The organism is Streptomyces sp. NPDC029674 (genome assembly GCF_044903205.1).
Classification (GTDB): Bacteria; Actinomycetota; Actinomycetes; order Streptomycetales; family Streptomycetaceae; genus Streptomyces.
Genome location: NZ_JBJDPY010000025.1, coordinates 53623 through 73862 on the forward strand (window position 1 = coordinate 53623; position 20240 = coordinate 73862).

22 protein-coding genes are annotated in these 20240 nt (G+C 69.3%); 13 read left to right on the top strand and 9 right to left on the bottom strand.

The annotated features are described in order from the left end of the window. Positions 1–19: 19 nt before the first annotated feature. From ACI2L3_RS36685 to ACI2L3_RS36695, 3 genes are read right to left on the bottom strand one after another with little or no spacing between them, the layout of a single operon-like run. Positions 20–703 (bottom strand): MBL fold metallo-hydrolase, encoded by a 684-nt coding sequence (locus tag ACI2L3_RS36685; RefSeq protein WP_404756774.1) that lies wholly within the window; start codon positions 701–703, stop codon positions 20–22. Positions 704–707: 4 nt separating this feature from the next. After that, the gene (gene pcaC, locus ACI2L3_RS36690) at positions 708–2006 is read right to left on the bottom strand and encodes a 4-carboxymuconolactone decarboxylase (protein ID WP_404756775.1); all 1299 of its coding nucleotides are present in this window, start codon (positions 2004–2006) and stop codon (positions 708–710) included. A gap of 32 nt (positions 2007–2038) precedes the next feature. Beyond that, the gene (locus ACI2L3_RS36695) at positions 2039–2200 is read right to left on the bottom strand and encodes a hypothetical protein (protein WP_404756776.1); all 162 of its coding nucleotides are present in this window, start codon (positions 2198–2200) and stop codon (positions 2039–2041) included. A 655-nt stretch (positions 2201–2855) separates the two neighbouring features. Between ACI2L3_RS36695 and ACI2L3_RS36700 the strand changes: the two genes are divergently transcribed. The 7 genes from ACI2L3_RS36700 (at position 2856) to ACI2L3_RS36730 (ending at position 9398) form a co-directional block, all read left to right on the top strand. Continuing rightward, the gene (locus ACI2L3_RS36700) at positions 2856–3449 is read left to right on the top strand and encodes a hypothetical protein (RefSeq protein ID WP_404756777.1); all 594 of its coding nucleotides are present in this window, start codon (positions 2856–2858) and stop codon (positions 3447–3449) included. A gap of 55 nt (positions 3450–3504) precedes the next feature. Continuing rightward, positions 3505–3924: a hypothetical protein gene (locus ACI2L3_RS36705; protein WP_404756778.1), complete on the top strand. Its 420-nt coding sequence runs from the start codon at positions 3505–3507 to the stop codon at positions 3922–3924. Positions 3925–4061: 137 nt separating this feature from the next. Next, on the top strand, positions 4062–4460 hold the full coding sequence (locus ACI2L3_RS36710) for a hypothetical protein (protein ID WP_404756779.1): 399 nt from the start codon (positions 4062–4064) through the stop codon (positions 4458–4460). Beyond that, complete coding sequence (locus ACI2L3_RS36715) at positions 4457–5452, top strand: hypothetical protein (RefSeq protein WP_404756780.1); 996 nt, start codon at positions 4457–4459, stop codon at positions 5450–5452. The genes ACI2L3_RS36710 and ACI2L3_RS36715 overlap by 4 nt, the downstream gene beginning before the upstream one ends. A 72-nt stretch (positions 5453–5524) precedes the next feature. Beyond that, positions 5525–6427, top strand: a complete 903-nt coding sequence (locus ACI2L3_RS36720) for an NUDIX domain-containing protein (protein ID WP_404756781.1) — start codon at positions 5525–5527, stop codon at positions 6425–6427. A 29-nt stretch (positions 6428–6456) separates the two neighbouring features. Next, positions 6457–6735 (top strand): hypothetical protein, encoded by a 279-nt coding sequence (locus ACI2L3_RS36725; RefSeq protein ID WP_404756782.1) that lies wholly within the window; start codon positions 6457–6459, stop codon positions 6733–6735. 89 nt (positions 6736–6824) lie between these two features. Beyond that, positions 6825–9398 (top strand): ABC transporter substrate-binding protein, encoded by a 2574-nt coding sequence (locus ACI2L3_RS36730; protein WP_404756783.1) that lies wholly within the window; start codon positions 6825–6827, stop codon positions 9396–9398. 105 nt (positions 9399–9503) lie between these two features. Here ACI2L3_RS36730 and ACI2L3_RS36735 read toward each other — a convergent pair whose 3' ends face one another. The 3 genes from ACI2L3_RS36735 to ACI2L3_RS36745 form a co-directional block, all read right to left on the bottom strand. Continuing rightward, the gene (locus ACI2L3_RS36735; RefSeq protein WP_404756784.1) at positions 9504–10316 is read right to left on the bottom strand and encodes a hypothetical protein; all 813 of its coding nucleotides are present in this window, start codon (positions 10314–10316) and stop codon (positions 9504–9506) included. A 311-nt stretch (positions 10317–10627) separates the two neighbouring features. After that, the gene (locus ACI2L3_RS36740; RefSeq protein WP_404756785.1) at positions 10628–11761 is read right to left on the bottom strand and encodes a hypothetical protein; all 1134 of its coding nucleotides are present in this window, start codon (positions 11759–11761) and stop codon (positions 10628–10630) included. A gap of 218 nt (positions 11762–11979) precedes the next feature. Beyond that, on the bottom strand, positions 11980–12111 hold the full coding sequence (locus ACI2L3_RS36745; protein WP_404756786.1) for a hypothetical protein: 132 nt from the start codon (positions 12109–12111) through the stop codon (positions 11980–11982). A 411-nt stretch (positions 12112–12522) separates the two neighbouring features. Between ACI2L3_RS36745 and ACI2L3_RS36750 the strand changes: the two genes are divergently transcribed. The 5 genes from ACI2L3_RS36750 (at position 12523) to ACI2L3_RS36770 (ending at position 17076) form a co-directional block, all read left to right on the top strand. Then, positions 12523–12870, top strand: coding sequence for a hypothetical protein (locus ACI2L3_RS36750; RefSeq protein WP_404756787.1), 348 nt, complete (start codon positions 12523–12525; stop codon positions 12868–12870). 90 nt (positions 12871–12960) lie between these two features. Then, positions 12961–13623 (top strand): hypothetical protein, encoded by a 663-nt coding sequence (locus ACI2L3_RS36755; RefSeq protein ID WP_404756788.1) that lies wholly within the window; start codon positions 12961–12963, stop codon positions 13621–13623. A gap of 88 nt (positions 13624–13711) precedes the next feature. Further along, a complete protein-coding gene (locus tag ACI2L3_RS36760) occupies positions 13712–15334 on the top strand; it encodes a hypothetical protein (protein ID WP_404756789.1) in 1623 nt (540 codons plus the stop codon). 271 nt (positions 15335–15605) lie between these two features. Further along, on the top strand, positions 15606–16244 hold the full coding sequence (locus tag ACI2L3_RS36765; protein ID WP_404756790.1) for a hypothetical protein: 639 nt from the start codon (positions 15606–15608) through the stop codon (positions 16242–16244). A gap of 613 nt (positions 16245–16857) precedes the next feature. Further along, positions 16858–17076, top strand: coding sequence for a hypothetical protein (locus ACI2L3_RS36770; protein ID WP_404756791.1), 219 nt, complete (start codon positions 16858–16860; stop codon positions 17074–17076). A 53-nt stretch (positions 17077–17129) separates the two neighbouring features. Here ACI2L3_RS36770 and ACI2L3_RS36775 read toward each other — a convergent pair whose 3' ends face one another. The 3 genes from ACI2L3_RS36775 to ACI2L3_RS36785 form a co-directional block, all read right to left on the bottom strand. After that, a complete protein-coding gene (locus ACI2L3_RS36775; RefSeq protein WP_404756792.1) occupies positions 17130–17975 on the bottom strand; it encodes a MerR family transcriptional regulator in 846 nt (281 codons plus the stop codon). An 83-nt stretch (positions 17976–18058) separates the two neighbouring features. Then, on the bottom strand, positions 18059–18742 hold the full coding sequence (locus tag ACI2L3_RS36780; RefSeq protein ID WP_404756793.1) for a response regulator: 684 nt from the start codon (positions 18740–18742) through the stop codon (positions 18059–18061). After that, complete coding sequence (locus ACI2L3_RS36785) at positions 18739–19947, bottom strand: sensor histidine kinase (RefSeq protein ID WP_404756794.1); 1209 nt, start codon at positions 19945–19947, stop codon at positions 18739–18741. Before ACI2L3_RS36785 ends, ACI2L3_RS36780 begins: the two co-directional genes overlap by 4 nt. Before the next feature lie 141 nt (positions 19948–20088). Here ACI2L3_RS36785 and ACI2L3_RS36790 point away from each other — a divergent pair, with 141 nt between their 5' ends. Then, positions 20089–20235 carry a hypothetical protein gene (locus ACI2L3_RS36790; protein WP_404756795.1) on the top strand — a complete coding sequence of 49 codons (147 nt, stop codon included), beginning with the start codon at positions 20089–20091 and terminating at the stop codon, positions 20233–20235. Positions 20236–20240 lie beyond the last annotated feature (5 nt).

The window sequence follows — 20240 nt, forward strand, 5'->3', positions numbered from 1 at the left end:
TACCGGGCGGCACTGACAGTCACAGAGCGGCCGACTCCCCCGGCGTCAGACGCAGGTGCTCGGCCCCGCCGAGGGCACCGATCTGGTTGTCGTAGATCGGCCGGGCGAGGTCGGTGAGGAGCGCGTCGTGGATGTCGTAGGCGCGCCGCGGCTTGACCTCGCGTACGTAGTCGATCACTTCGGAGATCTTGTTCCAGGGGGCCATGACGGGCAGCATCAGCGTCTCGACGGGGTGGTCGGGGACGGTCAGCGCGTCGCCCGGGTGGAACACCGAGCCGTCCACCAGGTACCCCACATTCGTGATCCGCGGGATGTCCGGGTGGATGACCGCGTGCAGCTCGCCGTGGACCTGGACGTCGAACCCGGCGGCCGTGAACGTGTCGCCGTGCCCGACGGTGTGCACGCGTCCGGGGAAGGCGGCCGAGATCCGGTCCGCGACGGACCTGAGCGTCCAGATCTCGGCGTCGGGGCGATCCTCCAGGGCAGCCCTCAACCGGCCCTCGTCGAAGTGGTCCGGATGCTCGTGCGTGACGAGGATGGCGTCGGCGCCGAGCGCCGCGTCCTCCTCGCTGAAGCCGCCGGGGTCGACGACGAGCGTGCGTCCGTCCTTTTCGAGACGCACGCACGCGTGGGACTTCTTCGTGAACGTGGTGCGCTCCGCGCGCGTGGAGTGGGTGCCGGGAGAAGTCGTCATGCCTCCCATCCTGCTACTCCTGCGGCGTGGTTTCCTCACGGATCACGGCCTGCGCCACCTTGAAGGCGGAATTCGCCGCGGGGACGCCGCAGTAGACGGCGGCCTGGAGCAGGACTTCCTTGATCTCGGCCGGGGTGAGGCCGTTGCGCAGCGCGGCCCTGGTGTGGAAGCCGAGCTCGTCGAGGTGGCCGCCCGCGACGAGCGCGGTCAGCGTGACGCAGCTGCGGGAGCGGCGGTCCAGACCGGGACGGTTCCACACCTCGCCCCAGGCGTAGCGCGTGACGAGCTCCTGGAACTCTCCGGAGAAGTCGTCCGCGGATTCGAGCACCCGGTCGACGTGCGCGTCACCCAGCACCTCGCGGCGGACCTTCATCCCCGCCTCGTACAGGTCGGGCCCGGCCCCGCCCACCACCGCCTCGGGCTGCTCGGCGGCCGCGATCTCGGCGACGGGCGCGACGGGCGGCGGGGCGAGGACGGGCTTGACGGGCGGCGCGGAGATGGCCGACTGCCCGACGGCCGTCTCGGTGGCCGGCTGCCAGGCCGACGAGAAGTGGCGTACGAGGAGGTCGGTGACCGCGGCGGGCTGCTCGACCGGCGCGAGGTGCGAGGCGCCCGGCACGACGGCGAGCCGCGCGTCGGGGATCCCCGCGACGAGCGTGCGGGCCTCCCCCTGTCCCGTGACCTGGTCCTCGGACCCCACGAGCACCAGCGTCGGCACCCCGATCCTGCCGAGCTCGGCGCGCACGTCGAAGGCGGCGAGGGCCTCGCAGGCGGCGATGTAGCAGCCGGGGTCGGTGGTGCGCACCATCTGCACGGCCCAGTCGGTGATGGCGGGCTGGGCGGCGGCGAAGCCGGGCGTGAACCAGCGGTCGGGGGCGGACCGGGCGATGGGGTCGAGCCCGTTGCTGCGCACGATCACGCCGCGCTGCCGGAACTCGTCGGCCGTACCGAACCGCGGCGACGCGGCGATCAGCGCGAGCGAGGCGACGCGCTGCGGGTGCCGGAGCGCGAGCTCGGTGCCGATGGCGCCGCCGAAGGCGCAGCCCGCGTACCCGAAGCGCTGCACGCCGAGCTCGTCGAGCGTCGCGAGCAGCCGCTCGGCGAGCTCCCCCACGGACCCGCACGGGTGCGCGGGCGCCCCGCCGTGCCCCGGCATGTCGAACCGGAAGACCCGCCAGTGCCGGATCAGCTCGGGTATCTGGCGGTCCCACATGTGCCAGGTCGTACCCAGTGAGGCACCCAGGATCAGGACCGGGGCGTCCTCCGGCCCGTCGAACCGGTATTGCAGGGTGCTCTTCGGTGTCTCACTCACCCGCCCGACCCTCTCATCTGTCACGACAGCCCCTATGAGCGGGGTCCTGACTGTAGCTGTCTGACCAGGTGGAAGACCTCCCGGGCCGCATAGCGCTTGAGGCATCGGACGATCTCGCGGCGGGTCTTGCCCTCCTTGATGCGGCGCTCGTAGTAGTCCTGGGTGCGCGGGTCGACCCGCAGTCGGGTGAACACGATACGGCGGGACTGACTCCGCTCAAAGCAGCGAACGACACCTCACTGTCCAGGCGCTCCGGGTTGTCCCCCACCGTGGTCGAACACTTCAACCGCACCGAGCTGCTGCCCGAAGCCATCAATGTTCGACGTCGCGCAGCGCCTCCCGAACTGCCGCCCGAGAACTACTGCCCCTCCTAGTCATCGGCAGAGCCCGCGTCACTTCCCCACATTTGCCGCCCGGACGTGGGGAGTTCACCTCCACCACCCGGCACCCAAGTACGGCTTCACGCCAAAAGAGTACGGCTGCATCGGCCGCTTCGGTCGTGTGCTCAGGCGGCACGCGGCGAAGCCGTCCACGAGGCACCGAGGGTTTCCAGTCGTCTCAGCCGTACCGGGTTAGTTCGAGCCCTCAGTGGATCAAAGGTCGTGGCGGGCGTCGCCCGGGCCGGGGCAGCCTCGCCCCGGGCCCGGCCGGCCACCACGGCCGCGGCCGTCACCCCGAGAAGGCCAGGGCGGCCGCCGATCTGCCCAAGCCCCCCAAGGCCATGACCCTGGCCGAGCGGCGCGCACAGGTCGCCGAAGAACAGCACGAACTGTCGCCGATGCGCGCCTACATGAACGCGCCCGACAGGAAGCCCCAAGGCACACCGCACAGCCACCCGACCCGAGCCGGATGCGGCACGGCCCGGCCGCCGTCCCGACGCGCCGCGCGGCCCAACAGGGCTGCGACGCGCTGGCGGACCTGCACGCCGAGGCGGCCGACGAACTCGTCCAGCAACTCGTCCTCACCGGCGTCGGCGGTCTGACGGGGTGGCGCAAGACAGCGGCGGCTCCGCGGGGCGAGGCAGAGAGCGTGATGGGCATTCCGCCCGTCTCGTCGTTCACCTGGGCCGGTGACAACGTCCGCTACACGAGAACCGCCACGGCCATCGGCGACGACGCGAACACACTCCAGAACCTGCAACGTTCGAAAGGCACGTACGGCCACGACGTCATCGTCCACGGCAGTAAGGAGGGGGAATGCATCGTCGACGGCAAGATAACCCACCCCCAGCAGATCGCTGACTTGGTCAGAGAGAATCCCTACTACCACGGAGGTCCCATCCAACTGGTCACCTGCCACGGAGCCTGCAAGGCGGCCGGAGAACTCTCCAAGGCACTCGGTGGCGTGGAAGTGAGAAACGCGAGCGGCCATCAGGTCGACATCGATCCACGCACCGGAAGGGGGCGGGCCCGGCCCCGGAGCGCACCCCCCGCACTGATGTGATGACACCCACCACCGTCAACGGCCCGTTCGACAGCTCGTTCCGGAAGGACGTTCCATGCGTCAGGTCACCCCGCTCGGCTTGTTCGGCGACAGCTCCAGCCAGTCCCATTTCGAAGGCCGCGCGGACGACCTCCGTGAACTCTCCGGCCAACTGCCCGTGAACGAACGCGGACGCGTGGCGGAATACCTGCGGACGGCACCTGTGATCATCGCGCTCATGGGATTCACCGAGGACGTCGTGGGAACCGAGTTCTCCGTCATGGGCGGGTCGGCCCTGCACAGTGACGGAACCTTCTACTGGCGCCGCGACACGGCCGAGTACGTGGAGACCTACGGCACGGGCCTTCCCTCCGCATTCATGGAACACGGCGCCCGACTGGCATGGCGCGTACCGTCCCTCACCGACGAAGAGGTACTGGAAATCGACGACTTCTTCATGTTTCTCCGCGCACGGACCAAAGGGACCAGCCGGTGATCCGTCTCGAACGAGGTGCGGCTCGTCGCACCCTGTCCAGGCACAGCGGGTGAGCCGGCTGACGCGCGGAGCCGGGGACTTATGACCTGCTCCACCGGCTTCTACGAGCCGGGCCGCCGAATAAGGAATCTGCTGCGGTGGGATCCCGAAGGAATCTGCTGCGGTGGGATCCCGCGGCGGCGCCCGGGCTCCTGGGCAAGGGGTGGAAGCTCCTTCTTGAAGCGCGGATCGACGCCTCCACCGAGACGGTCGTCCTGCACGATGCGGACGGCACGAAGGTGACCTTCACCAAGCAGAGCGACGGCGCCTACAGCGCGCCAGAGGGCACGCCGTACAAACTATCGGCGACGACCGACGGCTACCGCCTGACGCCGAATAACGAGGGACCGGTGCGGAACTTCGACCGGGCCGGACGGCTGACCACGGTCGTGAGCCGAAGCGGAGACGGCCTCCATCTCGCCTACGCGATCTTCCACATGCTCACCCACGGCCCGTCCTACCGGGCCACCAACTGGCCTGCGGGAGGCTCCTGGTGAAGAGGTTCTTCGGCCCGGTCACGATGGCCGACCCGCAGGTCTCCGATGCCGAACACGGGCTGTTCGGCGGTCCCTTGCGTTACGGCATGGGCTGGTCCCAGCACGAGCACGCGGCCTTGGACCTGACCATGATGTCGGCGCTGTGCTCCATGCCGGCGCTCGTCGGCGCCACGTTGCGCATGGCGTGGCAGGCCAACCGGCGTGCCCTGCTTTCGGTCGGGGTCAGCGAGGTCGGCCAGGGCATCGCCGCTGCCGCCGGCCTGCTCGCCGTCAACGCCGTCATGCACGCCTTGCTCGCCGGCAGCGGCAGCACCGCCGAGCGGCTGCACTCCTTGCTGCCCGGCCTCCTGGCCGCCGCCGTCATCGGCGTCGTCAACTCCGCCCTGGCCGCCTGGTCCACCTCCCGCGCCGGGCGGCTCGAGCCCAAGGTGGAGCGGGTCGCCACCACCCAGTACCTGGCCGCCGCGGCCGAAGTCGAACTGGGAGCCATCGACGACCCCGACTTCCGGCGCCTGGTGGACATCGCCCAGCACGGCCCCGCTTCCGCCCGCCGCATGATCAGCTCCTGCGTCGCCGCGCTGAACGGCCTCATCTCCCTGATCACCACCGCCGGCGTCCTCGCCGTACTGCACCCCGCGCTGCTGCCCATGCTGATCCTCATCGCCGCCCCGCGCGGCTGGGGCGCGATGCGCGTGGCCCAGGAGCGGTACGTGTCGGTGAAGAGCTGGATCGAGCACGTACGGGCCAGCCGCCTGATCGGCAACCTGCTCACCGAACGCACCGCCGCGCAGGAGGTCCGCCTCCACGCCGTGGGCCCCTTCCTCCTCAGCCGCTACGAGCGCATGCAAGCAGCTGCCCTGCTCGGTCGGGGCCCGCCCGGGGCCCGGCAAGCGCAACCCGCCGCGTCCACGGCACGTGAGCGATGGGGCCTTGCCACCGCTCGCGCCGCCGCCATCGAGGAGATCCCTGCGGAGGGGATGCGGCTGAGCTGATCCGCACGCCTACCCCGCCTCGACTCGTCCCGCTACGGACCGACCGAACTGCCCTGACGAATGGAGGCACGCGTGTCAGACGACACCCAGCAGGCGATCCCAGTCGTCCCGAGCCCGGCGGCCGGAGACGTATCGCCCGAGCACCACATGCACCTGCTCGGGCGGTACTACCGCCAAGTGGAAGCCGGCCGCAAGACAATCGAAGTGAGGGTGGCCGCTCCGAACGAGCGCGCCGTCGCCGTCGGCGACACTGTCGTCTTCCACGACCGGGACACCGGGCGGGAACTCGACGTCATCGTGCGGCGGATCACTCAGTACCCCTCCTTCGAGGACCTGCTCAGCTCGGAGGACGCCGCGCGCATCGATCCGGACGGGCCGCCAGGAGAGCTGCTCGCCGGCCTCCGCGGCCTCTACCCGCCTGCCCAGGAAGCGTTCGGCGTTCTCGCCTTCGCATTCGACCACCGCCCTGCCCGTCCCGGCCGCCCCATGCCGATGACTCCCACGCAGTACGCGCAGACCATCCCCCACCACACGGTGTACGGCTGCCTGTACATCCGCGACGAACACGACCGGCCGGTCCAGCTCCGCTCCGTCTACGGCTCACGACTCTGGCAGTTCCCGGGCGGCAACCTGGACGTCCCCGGCGAGGACCCACTACAGACCGCACGGCGAGAGACGGTCGAGGAGACGGGCCTCGAACTCGGTCTGAGCACACCGAAGCTGCTCCTGACGCACTTCCTGCACGCCGGGCCGCGCCTGCCGCTGAACAAGGTGGGGTTCGTCTTCGACGGAGGCCGACTGACCGCCGGCCAGCTCAGCCGGATCCGCCTCGATCCCGCCGAGCACGACATGTGGGCCGTCCACGACCTCGCGACCTGGCGGGAGCTGATGGCGCCGCGCGCCTTCGCCCACCTGGACGCCATCGAGCGAGCCCGGCTCGGCGAGGGCCCCTTGTACCTCACCACGCACACCTGATGCGGCACGCCCCCCACCCAGGAGGCACCGTGCCCATCGGACCCGGCGAGGAGGTGCTCGGCCCCCTGGCAGGGAAACGGGTACTGGACATCGGCTCCGGCGCCGGCCACTACGCCGTCCACCTCGCCCGGACCCACGGCGCACTCGTCGATGCGGACGTGATCGAGCGCCTTCAGCAGGGCCAGCCCCGGCACCCCGCTCGTCTTCTCCGTGCCGCGACCTGGACAGCACCGCCTTCCCGCACCGACCACCGGTTCACCCGAAGGGACCGGCTGGGCGGGCGGCCCGCAGCGGTCTGGCGAGCATGAGAGGAGCCGGAAGCCGTATCCGGCTGCTTCGCCGAGAAGCGAGAACCGGGTCGGTTCGCCCGTTGCGCCGGATGGAAGGGGAGAGCATTGTGGCCGATGACGAGCTGCTCGCCCCTGTCCACACCCGGGAGGCGGTGAGCGCCGCCGAGCAGGGGCGCCAGGACGAGGCCCGGGGGCTGCTGCGCAAGGCGCTGCTGGCCGATCGCGCGTACGAACCGGCGTGGCTCTGGCTGGCCTGGCTGGTCACCGACGAGAGCCACCGGAAGTACTGCCTGGAGCAGGCGGTGGCGGCGAACGCCGAGAGCGAGGCGCACGCCCGTCTGCACCGGCTGCGCAAGGTGACGTCCGCTCCGCCGCCCGAGGTGGAGGACTTCGCCGACCCGCCGCCTCCTCCCGAGCCGACCCCGGAAAGGCCGGTCTGGCGCCGCCGCGCCCGGCACGCGGCGCTCGCGGTCACGGCTGCCGCGGTGGTCGCGGCGCTCATCGTGCTGTCGCTCCGGCTGACGCGGGACGAGCCCGCGCCGGTGCACGTGGCCGTGGTGGCGGGGCTGAGCGGCCCGGGGGCCGAGCGCGGTCAGGCGGTGCTGCGGGGGACGCGGTTCCACCTCGACCAGATCAACAGCCACGGCGGGGTCGGGGGCCACCCGGTCCGGCTGCTCGTGCACGATGACAAGGACGACCCGGGGACGGCCCGCCGGGTCGCCAGGAAGATCGTCGAGGACGGCCGGGCGGCTCTGGTCGTCGGTCATACCGTCAGCGGCACGGCGATCGCCGCGGGGCCGGTCTACGCGGACGCCGGTATCGCGGCCATCACTCCGACAGCGACCGCGGACGCCGTCACCCGGGACAACCCCTGGTTCTTCCGGGCCACCTTCACCAATGGCTACCAGGGCGCTTTCATCGCCGGTTACCTGAACAGCGTCGACAAGGCGCGGACCGCCTCCGTGATCCACACCGACACCGACTACGGGCGCACCCTGGCCGACGGCTTCCGGAAGGCGTTCGGCGGGCTCGGCCGGGTTCGGCACAGCGAGAGCATCGGCCGCGTCACCGATCCCGGTCTTGGCGGACGTATCGACAAGGCCGTGACCTCCGTGGCGGAAGACGGTTCCGCCGGGCCGGTCGTGCTCGCCATGCATGAGGACGCCGCCGAGCGGACCCTGGTGGCCCTGCGCGACGCGGGGGTGCGCGGCACCGTCGTCGGCGGCGACGCGCTGAGCAACGACGCCTTCGTCGCGCGGCTGCGGCAGAAACCCCAGGAGGAGAAGACGGGGGCATTGACCCGCAAGTTGTACGTCACCTCTCCCGTGATGGCCGACAGCCTCACCGGCGAGGCCTTGAACTGGGCCGATTCCTTCCGCGACGTCAACGGCTCCCGGCCCTCCTGGCCCGCCATGGCGGCGCAGACGGCCGTCGACGTGGCCGTCGAGGCCCTGAAACGCTCCGGAGTCTCGGCGGGCCGGCCCGGCGCGCGGGACCGGGAGGCCGTGCGCCGGAGCCTCGAGTCCATGAACAGCCCCGAGAAGGGGGTGAAGTGCCTGCACGGGCTGATGTACTTCGACGCCGCGCGTTCCCTGCCGCAGCCGGTGACGATGGGCGTCGTGCGGAGGGGCAAGGTGGTGTCCGCGGCCATCCAGCTCGTGCCCTCCGCCACGGCGAAGGGCCTCGACGCGGCGACGGAGATCGCGGCCGACCGTTCGGTGCGCGTCGCGGACCAGGTGCTCGTCCGCCAGCAGCTCGTGTCCACGGGCTTCAACTTCAACGAGGTCAGCGCGCTGGACACCGAGGCGGAGACCTTCGAGGCGGACTTCTTCCTGTGGTTCCGCTACCGCGGCAGCGACGACGCGACCGCGGTCGACTTCCTCAACGCCGCCGACTCCGACGTCTCCCTGGGGTCCCCGGTCCGCTCCTCGGAGCGCGAGGGGATCAAGTACCGCCTGTACCGGGTCACCGGCACCTTCAAGGCATCGCTCGACTTCCACCAGTTCCCCTTCGACCGGCAGCACCTGACCATCGTCCTGCAGAACCACAAGCACTCCGCGTCCCATGTCGTCTACATCGGGGACCGCAAGCTGCTGGAGCAGGACCAGGCCGAGGCGCTGCGCAGCGGCAGCGACGTCAACTCCTCCATCGACCGGCTGTCCGGGTGGAAGTCGACCCGCCTGGATCTGTACAAGGCCACCGTGGGAAGCACCGCCGCGCTGGGCGACCCGGCCGTGACCGAGGAGACGCCCGGCATCTACTACGGGCAGTACGTGGCGAAGGTGACCATCGAACGCGACCTCGGCTCATTCCTGCTCAAGAACATGTTGCCCCTGGTGCTGCTGGCCCTGGTCACCTACGTCTCGCTGTTCCTGGCCCGGGAGAAGCGCTACATCAGCAGCCAGATCTCCATGGGCGTCACGGCCATCCTGAGCACCGCCGTCCTGCTGACCACCGTCACCGGGTCCCTGCCGGACGTGGAGTACACCGTCGCCATCGAGTGGGGGTACTACGCCTTCATCTTCCTGGCCGGCACCTGTGTGCTGGCCGCCCTGATCAGCGGCCGGCTCGCCGCGAAGAACGACCTCGTCGGCTGGCGCAACCTCAACATCGCCTTCCGGATCTACTACCCCCTCTTCTGCTTCGCTGTCGTCCTCGCCTACGCGGTGGCCTACGCATGAAGCCCGGCCGCCCGCCGGCCCGGGGCATCGTGCACGCCGTCCGCTCGATGGGCGCCCCGTTCGCTTCTCGCGTCCGGGGCGCCGTAGTTGTGCCTGGTTACGCGGTCACGTGCGCACCGGGCGCTTGCCGTTGTCCGGCCTGTCCGCGTCACCCGGGAGCGGCGGCAGCTTCTCGATGAGGTCGAGCAGGGGCTCGTACTCACCGTAGGGCGAGAAGCCGTCGGCGCACCGCTGGTTCCTGGACGCGGTGAGGAAGTTCTGCGCCTCGGTGCCGGCCAGTCCGACGATGCTCCGCGTCTTCGCGACCGGGACGTCGGTGCACACCTTGCCGACGACGGTGTCGACGACGGCCACCGCCGGGTTCTCCTTGGTACCGAGAACCGGCTCCGGGGCGGCCGGGTCGGGCGGGGTGGACGGAGTGGGCGGGGCAGACGGGTCAGGCGGGACGGGCTCGCCGGCAGTGGTGCCGCGGTGCGCGTCCGGAGTGGCGTTGGCACTTTCGGGGGTGGGGCGCAGCCACTCCTTGGGCGGGCGTTCGGAGTTGGCGGGCTCGGCCTTCAGCCCCAGCAGATCGCCGTGCTTGCGGGCCAGCTCGTGGATGGGGTTCTCGGTGTCCTCGGCCGCCTCGTCGAAGCACTTGGCGACGACGTGCCGGGGGGCATCAGCCGGGATGTGGCCGAGGCGGACCAGAGCCAGGCCGCGCACGCCCCGGTTCACGGCGGTGGTCTCGGGCAGGCCGACGCACTCCGCCGTCTCCTGCGAGATCAGCATCAGTGCGGGGCCTTCGGAGTGCGGGGCCGCCGCGGTGGGTGCGGCCGCGGCTGATGTGGCGGCGGTCGCGGTGGCGGTGACGGGAGTGGCCGCCAGCAGGCCGGCGGTGGCCAGGCCGACAGCGGTCAGTACAGCGGATGCTCGCATGGCATCTCCTTTGGGTTCACTGGTTTCTCACGGACGGATTTATCCGTGATGTGAGCTTTGTTCGCCGTCAAGCCGAGCGCAATCTCAGCGCGGCTGAATGGGCGCCGACTTGAGGCATTTGCACTTCAACTCCCTCTGAATGCAGCCCTGTTACATCCGATCAGTCAGACAGCTCAACCACAGCGAGCCGCAAGCGGCCCGGTGATTACGGGAGTTGGGCGGGAGACGTCATTTTCCGGTGGCCGCCAATTGCTTGACGACTACGCCGCGGAGCGGGGTCGGCCTTTCCTGGGCCCGCCCCGCCTTTCCGGTCATCGGTGCAGTGGCACCTGCCAGATCTCCACGGGCTGCCGGCCCGGGACGAGGCTTTGCTGTGCTTCGGTCTTCCGGCTGGGCTTGAGGGCTCGGTCCGAATCCGAGGATCCGCCGGTGTTGTTGCCCGTGTTATTGCCCGTGTTGTTGCCCGTGTTGTTGCCGGACTGCTTCTGCTGGTTGGTGTGTTCTCCCTGTTCGCCGTTCGGGTTGCCCTTCTGCTGGGCGAGGCCCGGGCAGCTCTGCGAGTTGAACGCCTGGGCGATCAGCCTGCTCGAGTTCGCCGTGGAGGGCGTGTGCATGGAGAAGTTCTCCAGCTTGTTCCCGTTCTTCTTGTTCGCCATGTCGCCGGTGACGGTCGCCATGGCGAAGGATGCCCCGAAGTGGAGCGTCCGGCCGGGGCGGACCTCGAACTTGTGCGTCATGGTTTCGCTCGCGGTCTTCGTCCAGGACTTGGAGAACGTCGCACGGAAGGCGGCGGTGAAACTGGCACGCGCTCCGACGAGGACGCTGTCCGTGGCGCCGACGTGCGCGGTGTTCTGGCCGGTGGCCGTCGCGCTGTACTGCGAGCTGGCCTTGCTCGTGCTGGACGAGTTGGCCTTCGAGCTGTGCGGCGACCATGTCTGGTGCGTGCTTTCGGTCGCGTTCTGCTTGGTCGCCGAACCGGTCACCTGGGCGGTGTCGTCCATGGTGACCGAGGCGGTGTTGTTGATGGTCCCCTCGAACATGGCGCTGCCGGAGATCTCGCCGCCGATGTTGTCGGTGGAGGACGAGGTCAGGGACGCCTCCTTGGTGACGATGATCGGGTCGTCGGTGCAGTTCTCCACCGCGTTGCCCACCGACACCACGGCGGTGTTGTACTCCTTCTTCTCCTTCAACTCGAAGACGCACGGCGACGGCTTGCCCTGGGGCGTCCGGCATTCCTCGAGGACCTTTCGGTAGTCCTTGATCGGCTTGCGCTTGCTGTCGTAGGCACGGGCCTCGGGCAGGGACGGCAGTTCCACGGTGTCGCTGCTGATGGGGCCCGCCGCGTGTGCCGGCGGGGCCGGCATGGTGAGGCTCAGGCAGGTGAGTGCTGCGAGGGCGAGGCCACGGCGGGCGGAGCGGGCCGTGGGTGGGTTCGATGTGGACACAGGGGTCTCCAGAGGTAGTACGGGGAGGGGGCGGACCACACGGGCGACCGGCACGAATCCCGTCACCGGGGATTCCCGTCGCAGTGGTCCTTGGCCAACAGCACCTTAAACACGGTTTGTTGCGCTCTGCACCCGTAGGCGGTTCTTATCCGACTTTTTGGTGCATTGGTGTGAGTCGCGGAGGGCCGGGCCGCAACGACCCGGCCCCACACGTCACTTCAACCGCACGTGTCCCAGCACTCGCCGTAGCTCTCCCAGTGCTCGTCCCGGGCCGACGGAACCGTCGTCTCCGCGATGACGCACATGTCCTCACCCCGGTCGAAGTACCAGAGAGCCTCGCCCTCGGACACACCACGCCTGGGGCTTTGCGGATCACACGGCGCCATGGCGATCACACCTCGATGAGCGGGGGCCGGCCGGGCGTGCGGCGCCGCGACGGCCTCACCTGTGAGAGCCGCCGAGGCAAGTGCCACGGAGGCGATGACTGCGAAGAAGGCACGCATTCGCGTTGCTCCTTTCGGGAGTTGAGCGGGGCAGGGCAAACGGGCGACAAGCGAGCGTCTCCGAAGGCGGCCCCGCAAGGGAAGGAACGTTTCCGCCTGGAGCGTCCCCCGCGGTTTGACGCGCCGCCAACTCTGCGAGCCGTTCGGGTAATTCGACGGCCGCCCAAATCGCTTGCGGATGCGGCATCTTGAAAGTCGGCGCTAAATGAGGTCAAGGCCCGGGCGTCTGCCCGCCGTTCACTCGACCAAGGAGCGTCCATGCGCCTTTGCGCTGCCCTCATACTCGGCCTGGCCCTTGCCGCCGCCCTGCCATCGGCCGCTCATGCGGACATACGGGAGAAGGCACCGGTTCCCGCCTGCTCCACCTACAAGGCGCCCCTGAAGATCGAAGAGGAGAACAAGTCCTGGTATTCGCCGAACGGACAAGTGGCGCTCACCCTGACGGACGACAACTCCCTTGTCCGCAAGGGCCCTGACGGGAAGGAGGTGTTCAGCACGACAAGACAGGCCGACTCGAACCAGGACGGCTACGCAGCTCTCCAAATCTGCGACGACTCCACCATGCGCATCGTCAGCGGACCCAACCTGCTGTGGTCAGCCCCTTAGACGCCCAGACGGGCAGAAGCCGCGTCCTTCCGTCACGCATACGCGCATTCGGTTCGGGCCGGTTTCCCCCAACCCGAAAAGGAGAAAAACGTGGACACCCGCAAACTCGCTGCGATGGTCGCCCCCGTCATGCTGACAGCCGGAATCCTCGGCGCGTCGGTGGTGGCGGCCCCCAACTCCGGTGCGGTGGACCCGCCGCCCGGGGACACCACGGCAAGCGCATCACCGTCCATCACCTATTCCCTCGCCCCGTCACCGATCAAGGCAAAGGCGGAACCGGTGGACACTCCGACGGTGAGCCAGCCCTCGGTGTCGCAGAAGAACCCGTGCGACTCCGGCACGGGCAACCAACCTCAGTCACCCGCCTGCAAGATGAAGAGCGGGGTCGACGAACGCCTCAAGGCATGCCCGCCCGCCGCGACGGCATCACCCTCGCCCGCACTGCCGCCCGGGGACGGCACCACGGCCGACCAGCCTCCCCGCTCGGACTCCCCCGCTCCCCCACGCGCCGCGGGAGACCCGCACATCTCCACGTGCATGGACCAAGTGGCGGGAATCCAGGGGGCGCACACCCATCAGAAGTCCTTCCAGGACGGCCTCGAGTCCAAGGTGACGGGCTTCCAGGAAGCCCAGAAGGAACGGGACGCTCCGTTCAGCACCGTGGTGTCGGACGTCTGCTCCATCCCCCTGTCGCTGCTGGCGAACGTCCCGCCCGACGTCACTCGTTTCGACCCGAAGGGGAGGCTCTGCTGACCGTGACGCAAGGCCCGAGCCAGTTCGTGCATGCAGTGACCGGCACTTCGGTGCCGCGGACGAAAGCGAGAGAGAGATGAGACAGAGAATGAACCGTCGTGTGCTCCTGGCGGTCGGCGTAGTGATGGCCTGCCTGCCGGCAACGGCCGTCCACGCGGCGGCTGCCGAACCGACACCCCCGCAACCGGAAGAGAAGGAAGTGGCGGTACCGGTCGTCAATGGGTCCTTCAGCCAGCCCCAAGCCGAGCGCACCGCCGCCAATAGCTGGGAGCAGCTCTACGGAAGCGCCGAGAAGAAGCCGTGGTACTGGGGTGGCTCCGACCCGAATTCCGCGGCCGGTGTGATCGTCGCGGCCGGTACGGACCGAGCGGGCCGCAGCGACAACAAGCAGGCCGTGCGCGTCGATGCGCTGCTCACCGCGGACGGCAAGGATCTCGAGGCGGGCAAGCACCTGAAGACGCGGCTGTGGGATGTGCGCAAGGGGTCCCGAGTGACTGTGCGATTCGACTACTCGCCCACGATCGACAAGGCCTGCCCGGCGCCCGTAGCGGGAGCGGCCCCGCAGCGAAAGAAGCTCCGGCTGCAGATGCGCATCGACCGTGAGGTCGCGTGGGACGAGCAGGTCGACGAACCGACTTTCGTGGTCAAGGACTCGAACGGCACCAAAGTCGATGTAGGGAGGGCCAACTGGAAGACGGCCACTCACGAGTTCGAGGCCAAGAACGACCACCCTGAAGTGGCCTTCGCTCTGCCCGACGTGCAGATCAGCGAGAGCAACAAGTCGGCGGTGGCGGTGCAGTGCCACCCCATGATCGCCGCCGTGTCGGCACGCCAGCGACCCATTCAGGTCGACAAGAGCCGGCGCAAGACCGATCTGCCGCCCGCCAGGTCTTTCAAGGGCAATGACCCTTCCACGACCAACAACGAAGCACTGGCGGAATGCGGAAAGGCCACCGGAGGCAAGTGCAAATTCACCCTCAACCAGCGGTACTCGTACGGCTACTACGACCGGCCGAGGCCGGTCGGCGAGGTCTACGAGAACTGCACGTTCGGTGAGAACAGTGCCTCGGCGGCCCTGCGGGACAAGAGAAAGGTCGTCTACCGGGAGCGTTCCTTCGACAGTGCGACTCAGTCGGCGAACACACAGTTCCTCGACTCCGGTTCGCACGACGGACTGACCGACACGGACCTGAGCCATGACGTCTCACACGCCGCGCCCAAGGAGTCAGGCACCCAGGCAGACGCCAACCAGAAAACGGCAGGACAGGCGGCCGTGCACTTCGCGGCGGCCTACGAGAAGGTACGGGACCAGCCGTGGCAGTGGTCGCGGACGGCGGAACGCGAGATCGACGTCGTCACCCCCAAGAGCCACGCGAGTTGGGTGGAGGTGTCCGCCGCGCGCGAACGGGCCGACGGCCACTACACCGTCACGAGCACGGGGGGTGGCACGAGCACGGGCGAGCAGACCGTCTACCGGCAGTTCATCACCTACGACGGCCCCTCCCGCATCACCTCCGACCGCGTCTTCCAGCGCCACGGCACCCTCTCACCCACCGAGATCGAGCGCTGCAAGACCCACCGGCCGCTGCCCTACACCCCGGCCGAGGAACCGGTGGTGCCCTACGACCCGAAGGACAGGGACGTGGAGGACGAGTCCCTCACTCCGGGGACGGCTGTCGGCAACCGGGTGCTGCCGCCCGCCAAGAAGTGATCCCGACCGTCACACCCAGGAAACCCCACCCCCGGCGCCCGCCCCACGAAACACGTGGCCGGGCGCCGGGTGCAAGTCGGATCGAGCTGACGCGGAGACCGCCGCGCGTACCGTGCTGAGCGATCGCGCGCGCTCGCCAGTGAAGTCAGGAAGTGGCCCCGTCGAGGACGCACATCAATGGCAGCCGCCATGTGAAGATCGGCGTCATCAACGCGTTTTGCGAGAATCAGCCCCGCAGCAAGTTTCCGAACTGGATGAGTCAATGACATCCATGCACGACGAGATCGCGGAGCAGCAGGCGGACATGACCCGTCTACTGTTCCACCATGTCCATGCACCAGTCACCGGCACACACTTCATTCGGGGTGTCCTACCCGTAGCTGCGCCATCTTCGGCGATCCGCGTTGTCATGGGTGAAGCGAGCGCTTACGCGCCGGATGAGTTGATCGCCTACGAGATCCCTCTGCGATGGGGCGACGAATCAGCCACGGCGCAGGACATTACGGCGCTTCTGCGTACCCTCGTCACGGGCACCCGCATCTACTCGAGTGAGCACATCAGCCAGGTGATGGGCATGCTCCTCGTCCGCGTGGACCCCTCAGCCCTGGAGGCACCGATCCCCACCACGGATGACCGCGCTCTTGGGATCCTGCGCTGCTTCGCTCAGCCGTGCGCGGAAGAGAAACCGAGCCTTCTGCTGCGCGGATTCTGCTTCCTGGACGAGGACCGACTCCGTCTCTACCTCAACGCCGCAGAGGCTCCCGAGGCCATCGCCGTCGACGTGCGCCCGTCAGATGCCACCACTGCCTTGCTTGCCTCCCTGCCGTCGCTGCTCGACGAGGAGCAGTACTGGACAGACGATGGCACCGATCCACACTGCACCCATGTCGTGAGCCTCACCGGCTGGTAGCCCAGACGTCGTGCGGGCTGAGGCTTGGGGCTACTCGGCGGGGTTCTCGTCGACCTGCCGGCGCACGAGCTTCTTCACCGCCTGCATCCGCACCCTGCAAGACGGATCGCAGACTTGGCCGGACCTACACGCCCGCGGGCAACAGCGGCCACTACCAGGACCCGGCGGGCAGCGGGCAAGGTCACCACGTACAAGTACAACAACAACGACGTCCGCACCCAGACCGCCTACCCCGGCGGCACCGTGCAGAGTGTCGACACGGACCGCTCGGCACCTGTCGGCGATCTCAACTGCCGGTGTGGAGAAGGGCTTCAGCCGCGATCCCGGGGGCACTCTCAACTCCATGACCGGGGACGGGAAGACGTACGTACTTCTACCTCACCGACGTGCTCGGCGGTCTGTTCTGGACGCCGCCGGTACCGGACTGGGCCAAGTCCGCCGGGTGCAGCGATTCCGAGGCTTTCGGCGGCAATGAGACAGGCCTCAGAAGGGTGCGGTAGAGCACACACCAAGGGTCTCGCCGTGCGCCCCAGCTGCTGCCGCTGTCCCACCGTAGGGCGGGACACTCTGGCTCGCGGTATTCACCCGGACCATCCTCTCTTAGGAGAACCGCGTGCGGCCCGAAGTGAAATTGACGGTGTTCACCATTCTGGCAACGCTCTTCGGAGTTCTCTGCATACTCATAGGCGTCACCCATGGGGACTACTGGCTGTTGGGGGCGGGTGTGGCCGCCGTAGGGTTCGGTCTTTTCCTCGGCGGTCTGATGATCAAGCGTCAGGCCAGAACCCGGGCCCACGTTACGGCGAAGCGAGGTACATCCCTCGACCAGTGACCAGGGCGTGGAATACGTGCCGGGTACCGGCTTGTCGAGCTGCCTGTGGGGCGTTAGTGCTGGTCCGTCGGGTGGAGGAGTTCGAGGACGCGTTCCTCGTAGCGGATGCGGGCCGGGGAGAAGTCGTAGGGCATCTTGCCGATGGCCTCCAGCGTGCTCATGCCCGCCTCGCCTTCGTCCTCCCCCGCATCCCCCGCATCCTCCTCGTGCTGGTCCAGGAGGGCGTCGAGGGTCTCGTCCAGGCCGGATCTCTCGATGGCGGTTCGCAGAGCGGTCTCGTGAGCGCACCGCTGGGAGGCGAGGAACTCGATGCGGGAGGCGTCGGCGGGGACGGTGTCGTCCAGGGCCGCCTCCGCCTCCGCCAAGCGGTCGTCCTCGGCCCGCAGTTCGGGGTGGGTGGCCAGGACGATGAACCGGTCGGCTTGGACGGCGGCACCGAGCGGGCCGAAGACGCGCTCGGTGACCAGGAGGGCATCGAGGTCGGCGGGGCGCAGGGCTCCCGGCGGCAGATCGCGCAGGCGGCCGGTGACCAGCGGAGAGAGCAGGCCCAGCGGGCTGCCCACCTCGCGGAGGCGGTGCACGGCGGCCTGCTGGGCTTCGACGGCGGCTGCCTTGGCGGCGAGGGCTTCCGCCAGCCGGGCCAGGGGCTGCTCGATGCCGGCGGTGCCCGAGAAGGCGGCGCGGATGTCGTCCAGGGAGATCCCCGCATCGGCCATCTTGCGGATCCACAGCAGGCGGATCATGTCGTCGTAGCCGTAGCGGCGGCGGTCGTCGCTGCCGCGTTCCGGCTCGGCCAGCAGCCCGATGGCGTGGTAGTGGCGGATGGCGCGGGGGGTGGTCCCGGCGAACGCGGCGGCATCACCGATCTTGACCCGGCGGGGAATCGGGGGCAGGGGCATGCGAAGAACCTCTCGACGTCGTACTCACGGCCTACTCGACCACATGCCGCTGCGGCATGTGCAACCCCGCCGCCAAGGCCTCGCTAATCCACAAGCCCCGCGTGATGCGCCAGGATCGCCGCCTGCACGCGGTTGGTGAGGGAGAGCTTCGACAGGATGCGGCTGATGTGGGTCTTCGCGGTGGCCTCGCTCATGTGGAGGGCCGCGGCGATGTCGGTGTTGGAGAGGCCGCCGCTCAGGGCTGTCAGGACCTCGCGTTCCTTTTCCGTCAGGGCCTCCAGGCGTTCTCGGGCCTCGGAGCGGCGGCGCCGGTGGTCGGCGGAGGGGCCGGAGTCGTCCTCCGTGAAGCGGCGGATGAGGCGGCGGGTCACCTTCGGGGAGAGCATCGCGTCGCCGCGGGCCGCGCTGCGCACCGCGGCGATCATGTCGTCCGCGGTGGCGTCCTTCAGGAGGAAACCGACGGCCCCGTGACGCAGCGCCGTCTGGACGTATTCGTCCAGGTCGAAGGTGGTCAGCACGACGACGCGGGGCGGGCGGGGCGAGCGGGTGAGGCGCTCCGTGGCGGTCAGGCCGTCGGAGCGGGGCATCCGGATGTCCATCAGGACGACGTCCGGTTCCAGGGCGGCGGCCATCGACACCGCCGTACTGCCGTCCGACGCCTCACCCACCACTTCGATGTCGGGGGCGGACGCCATGATGGTGCTGAGCATGGAGCGCACCATCCATTCGTCGTCCACTATCAGGACCCGGGTCGTTGTCTCGCTCATCGCGTGGCTTCCATGTGGGTGGGCGGCTTGGACAGGATTGCGTGCTGCTGGGGCAGGTCGTCCAGTGGGATCTCCGCGGTGATCTCGAAGCCGCCGTCCGGGGTCGGGCCCGCGGTGAGTTCGCCGCCGACCAGCCGTATCCGTTCGGCGATGCCGAGCAGGCCGTGGCCGCCGCTGGGCAGGCCGGAGGGGTTGTCGCCGACGCCGTGCTGGTTGATCACCGTGAGGTGCAACAGGTGGCGCGTGCAGTGGACTCGGACGTGGGTCTCGGCGTCGGCGGCGTGCTTGTGGACGTTGGTCAGGGCCTCCTGCACCACCCGGTAGACGGCGTGCTCGATCAGGGCGGGCAGTTCGGGTGGGCGGGTGTTGCCGTGCTCTCCGGTCAGTTCGAGGGTGACCGGCGTTCCCAGGCTTCGGGAGTCGGCGATCAGTGTCTCCAGTTCGGCCAGGCCGGGCTGCGGGGCGAGCGGGGCCTCGGATTCGGTGTGCAGGACCTCCACGAGAGAGCGGAGTTCGGTCAGTGCCTCGCGGCCGATGGCGCCGATCTGCTTGCCGATGTCGACGGCGGACGCGCCCTTGGTGGCCTCGAGCGCGGTCGCGTGCAGCACCATCAGGGCGACCCGGTGGGTGACGACGTCGTGCATGTCCCGGGCGATCTGGGCGCGTTCGTCGCTGCGGGCCTGCAGCACGCGTTGCAGCTGCTCGTGCTCGGCCCGCTCGGCGCGCTCCCGGAGCTCGGCCATGAGGCGGCGGCGGGCGCCCATGTACAGGCCGAGCAGGGCCGGGAAGACGCAGATGCCCACGCTCATGATCGCCGCGTCGAAGCCGCCGCCCCGCCAGATCGGCGGAGCGACCACCAGGACGGCGACCGTGGAGGCGACGGCGACCCGCCACCAGGAGGCGGCGCGGTCGGCCAGGGTGTACTGCGCGAACACCACGGCGAACCAGGCCGAAAGGACCACATAGGCGGCGAGCGCTGCCAGCAGGAGCAGCACGGGACGGCGGTGGCGGAACCATGCCGCGAGGCCCACGAGCAGCCCGAAGGGGATCGCCACGAACAGCGGCGGTTGTGCGGGAAGGTAGTCGAACCTCGCGGAGATCCCGTCGCTGGTGGCGGTGGTCGCGGCGAGGGCCAGCGCCAAGAGGGCTCCCTCCACCTGACGTCGGCGTTCCCGGTGGCTCGTGAGGCGACTGTGCCAAGTCATGGCCGCAGGCTAGCCGCGGTGCGGTGGAGCGGGCGTCGATCGATAGTTGTACGCGGCACTGCCCGGCCTGCAACCTTCCGCCGAGGAAGGGGCGAGGATCGGTGGATGCCCGGCCGGTGCGGTGATCGCCATGCTGTCGGCATGCCTGAGACCACCGAATCCACCACCGCGGGGCGCCGCCGCCTCCGGGCCCTCGGCGACCGGATCGCCCGCGACCTCCGCAGGGCGCGCAGACGCCCGCCACAGCCGCCGTCGACCGCGGCCCTGCGGCCGCAGGGCCGGGGGTGACGGCC

Excerpts from the sequence above, each read along its gene's own strand:
- ACI2L3_RS36685 (WP_404756774.1), bottom strand. The coding sequence starts at position 703 with ATGGGAGGCATGACGACTTCTCCCGGCACCCACTCCACGCGCGCGGAG.
- ACI2L3_RS36700 (WP_404756777.1), top strand. The coding sequence starts at position 2,856 with ATGCGGCACGGCCCGGCCGCCGTCCCGACGCGCCGCGCGGCCCAACAG.
- ACI2L3_RS36705 (WP_404756778.1), top strand. The coding sequence starts at position 3,505 with ATGCGTCAGGTCACCCCGCTCGGCTTGTTCGGCGACAGCTCCAGCCAG.
- ACI2L3_RS36735 (WP_404756784.1), bottom strand. The coding sequence starts at position 10,316 with ATGCGAGCATCCGCTGTACTGACCGCTGTCGGCCTGGCCACCGCCGGC.
- ACI2L3_RS36750 (WP_404756787.1), top strand. The coding sequence starts at position 12,523 with ATGCGCCTTTGCGCTGCCCTCATACTCGGCCTGGCCCTTGCCGCCGCC.
- ACI2L3_RS36760 (WP_404756789.1), top strand. The coding sequence starts at position 13,712 with ATGAACCGTCGTGTGCTCCTGGCGGTCGGCGTAGTGATGGCCTGCCTG.
- ACI2L3_RS36765 (WP_404756790.1), top strand. The coding sequence starts at position 15,606 with ATGCACGACGAGATCGCGGAGCAGCAGGCGGACATGACCCGTCTACTG.
- ACI2L3_RS36775 (WP_404756792.1), bottom strand. The coding sequence starts at position 17,975 with ATGCCCCTGCCCCCGATTCCCCGCCGGGTCAAGATCGGTGATGCCGCC.
- ACI2L3_RS36780 (WP_404756793.1), bottom strand. The coding sequence starts at position 18,742 with ATGAGCGAGACAACGACCCGGGTCCTGATAGTGGACGACGAATGGATG.
- ACI2L3_RS36785 (WP_404756794.1), bottom strand. The coding sequence starts at position 19,947 with ATGACTTGGCACAGTCGCCTCACGAGCCACCGGGAACGCCGACGTCAG.
- ACI2L3_RS36790 (WP_404756795.1), top strand. The coding sequence starts at position 20,089 with ATGCCTGAGACCACCGAATCCACCACCGCGGGGCGCCGCCGCCTCCGG.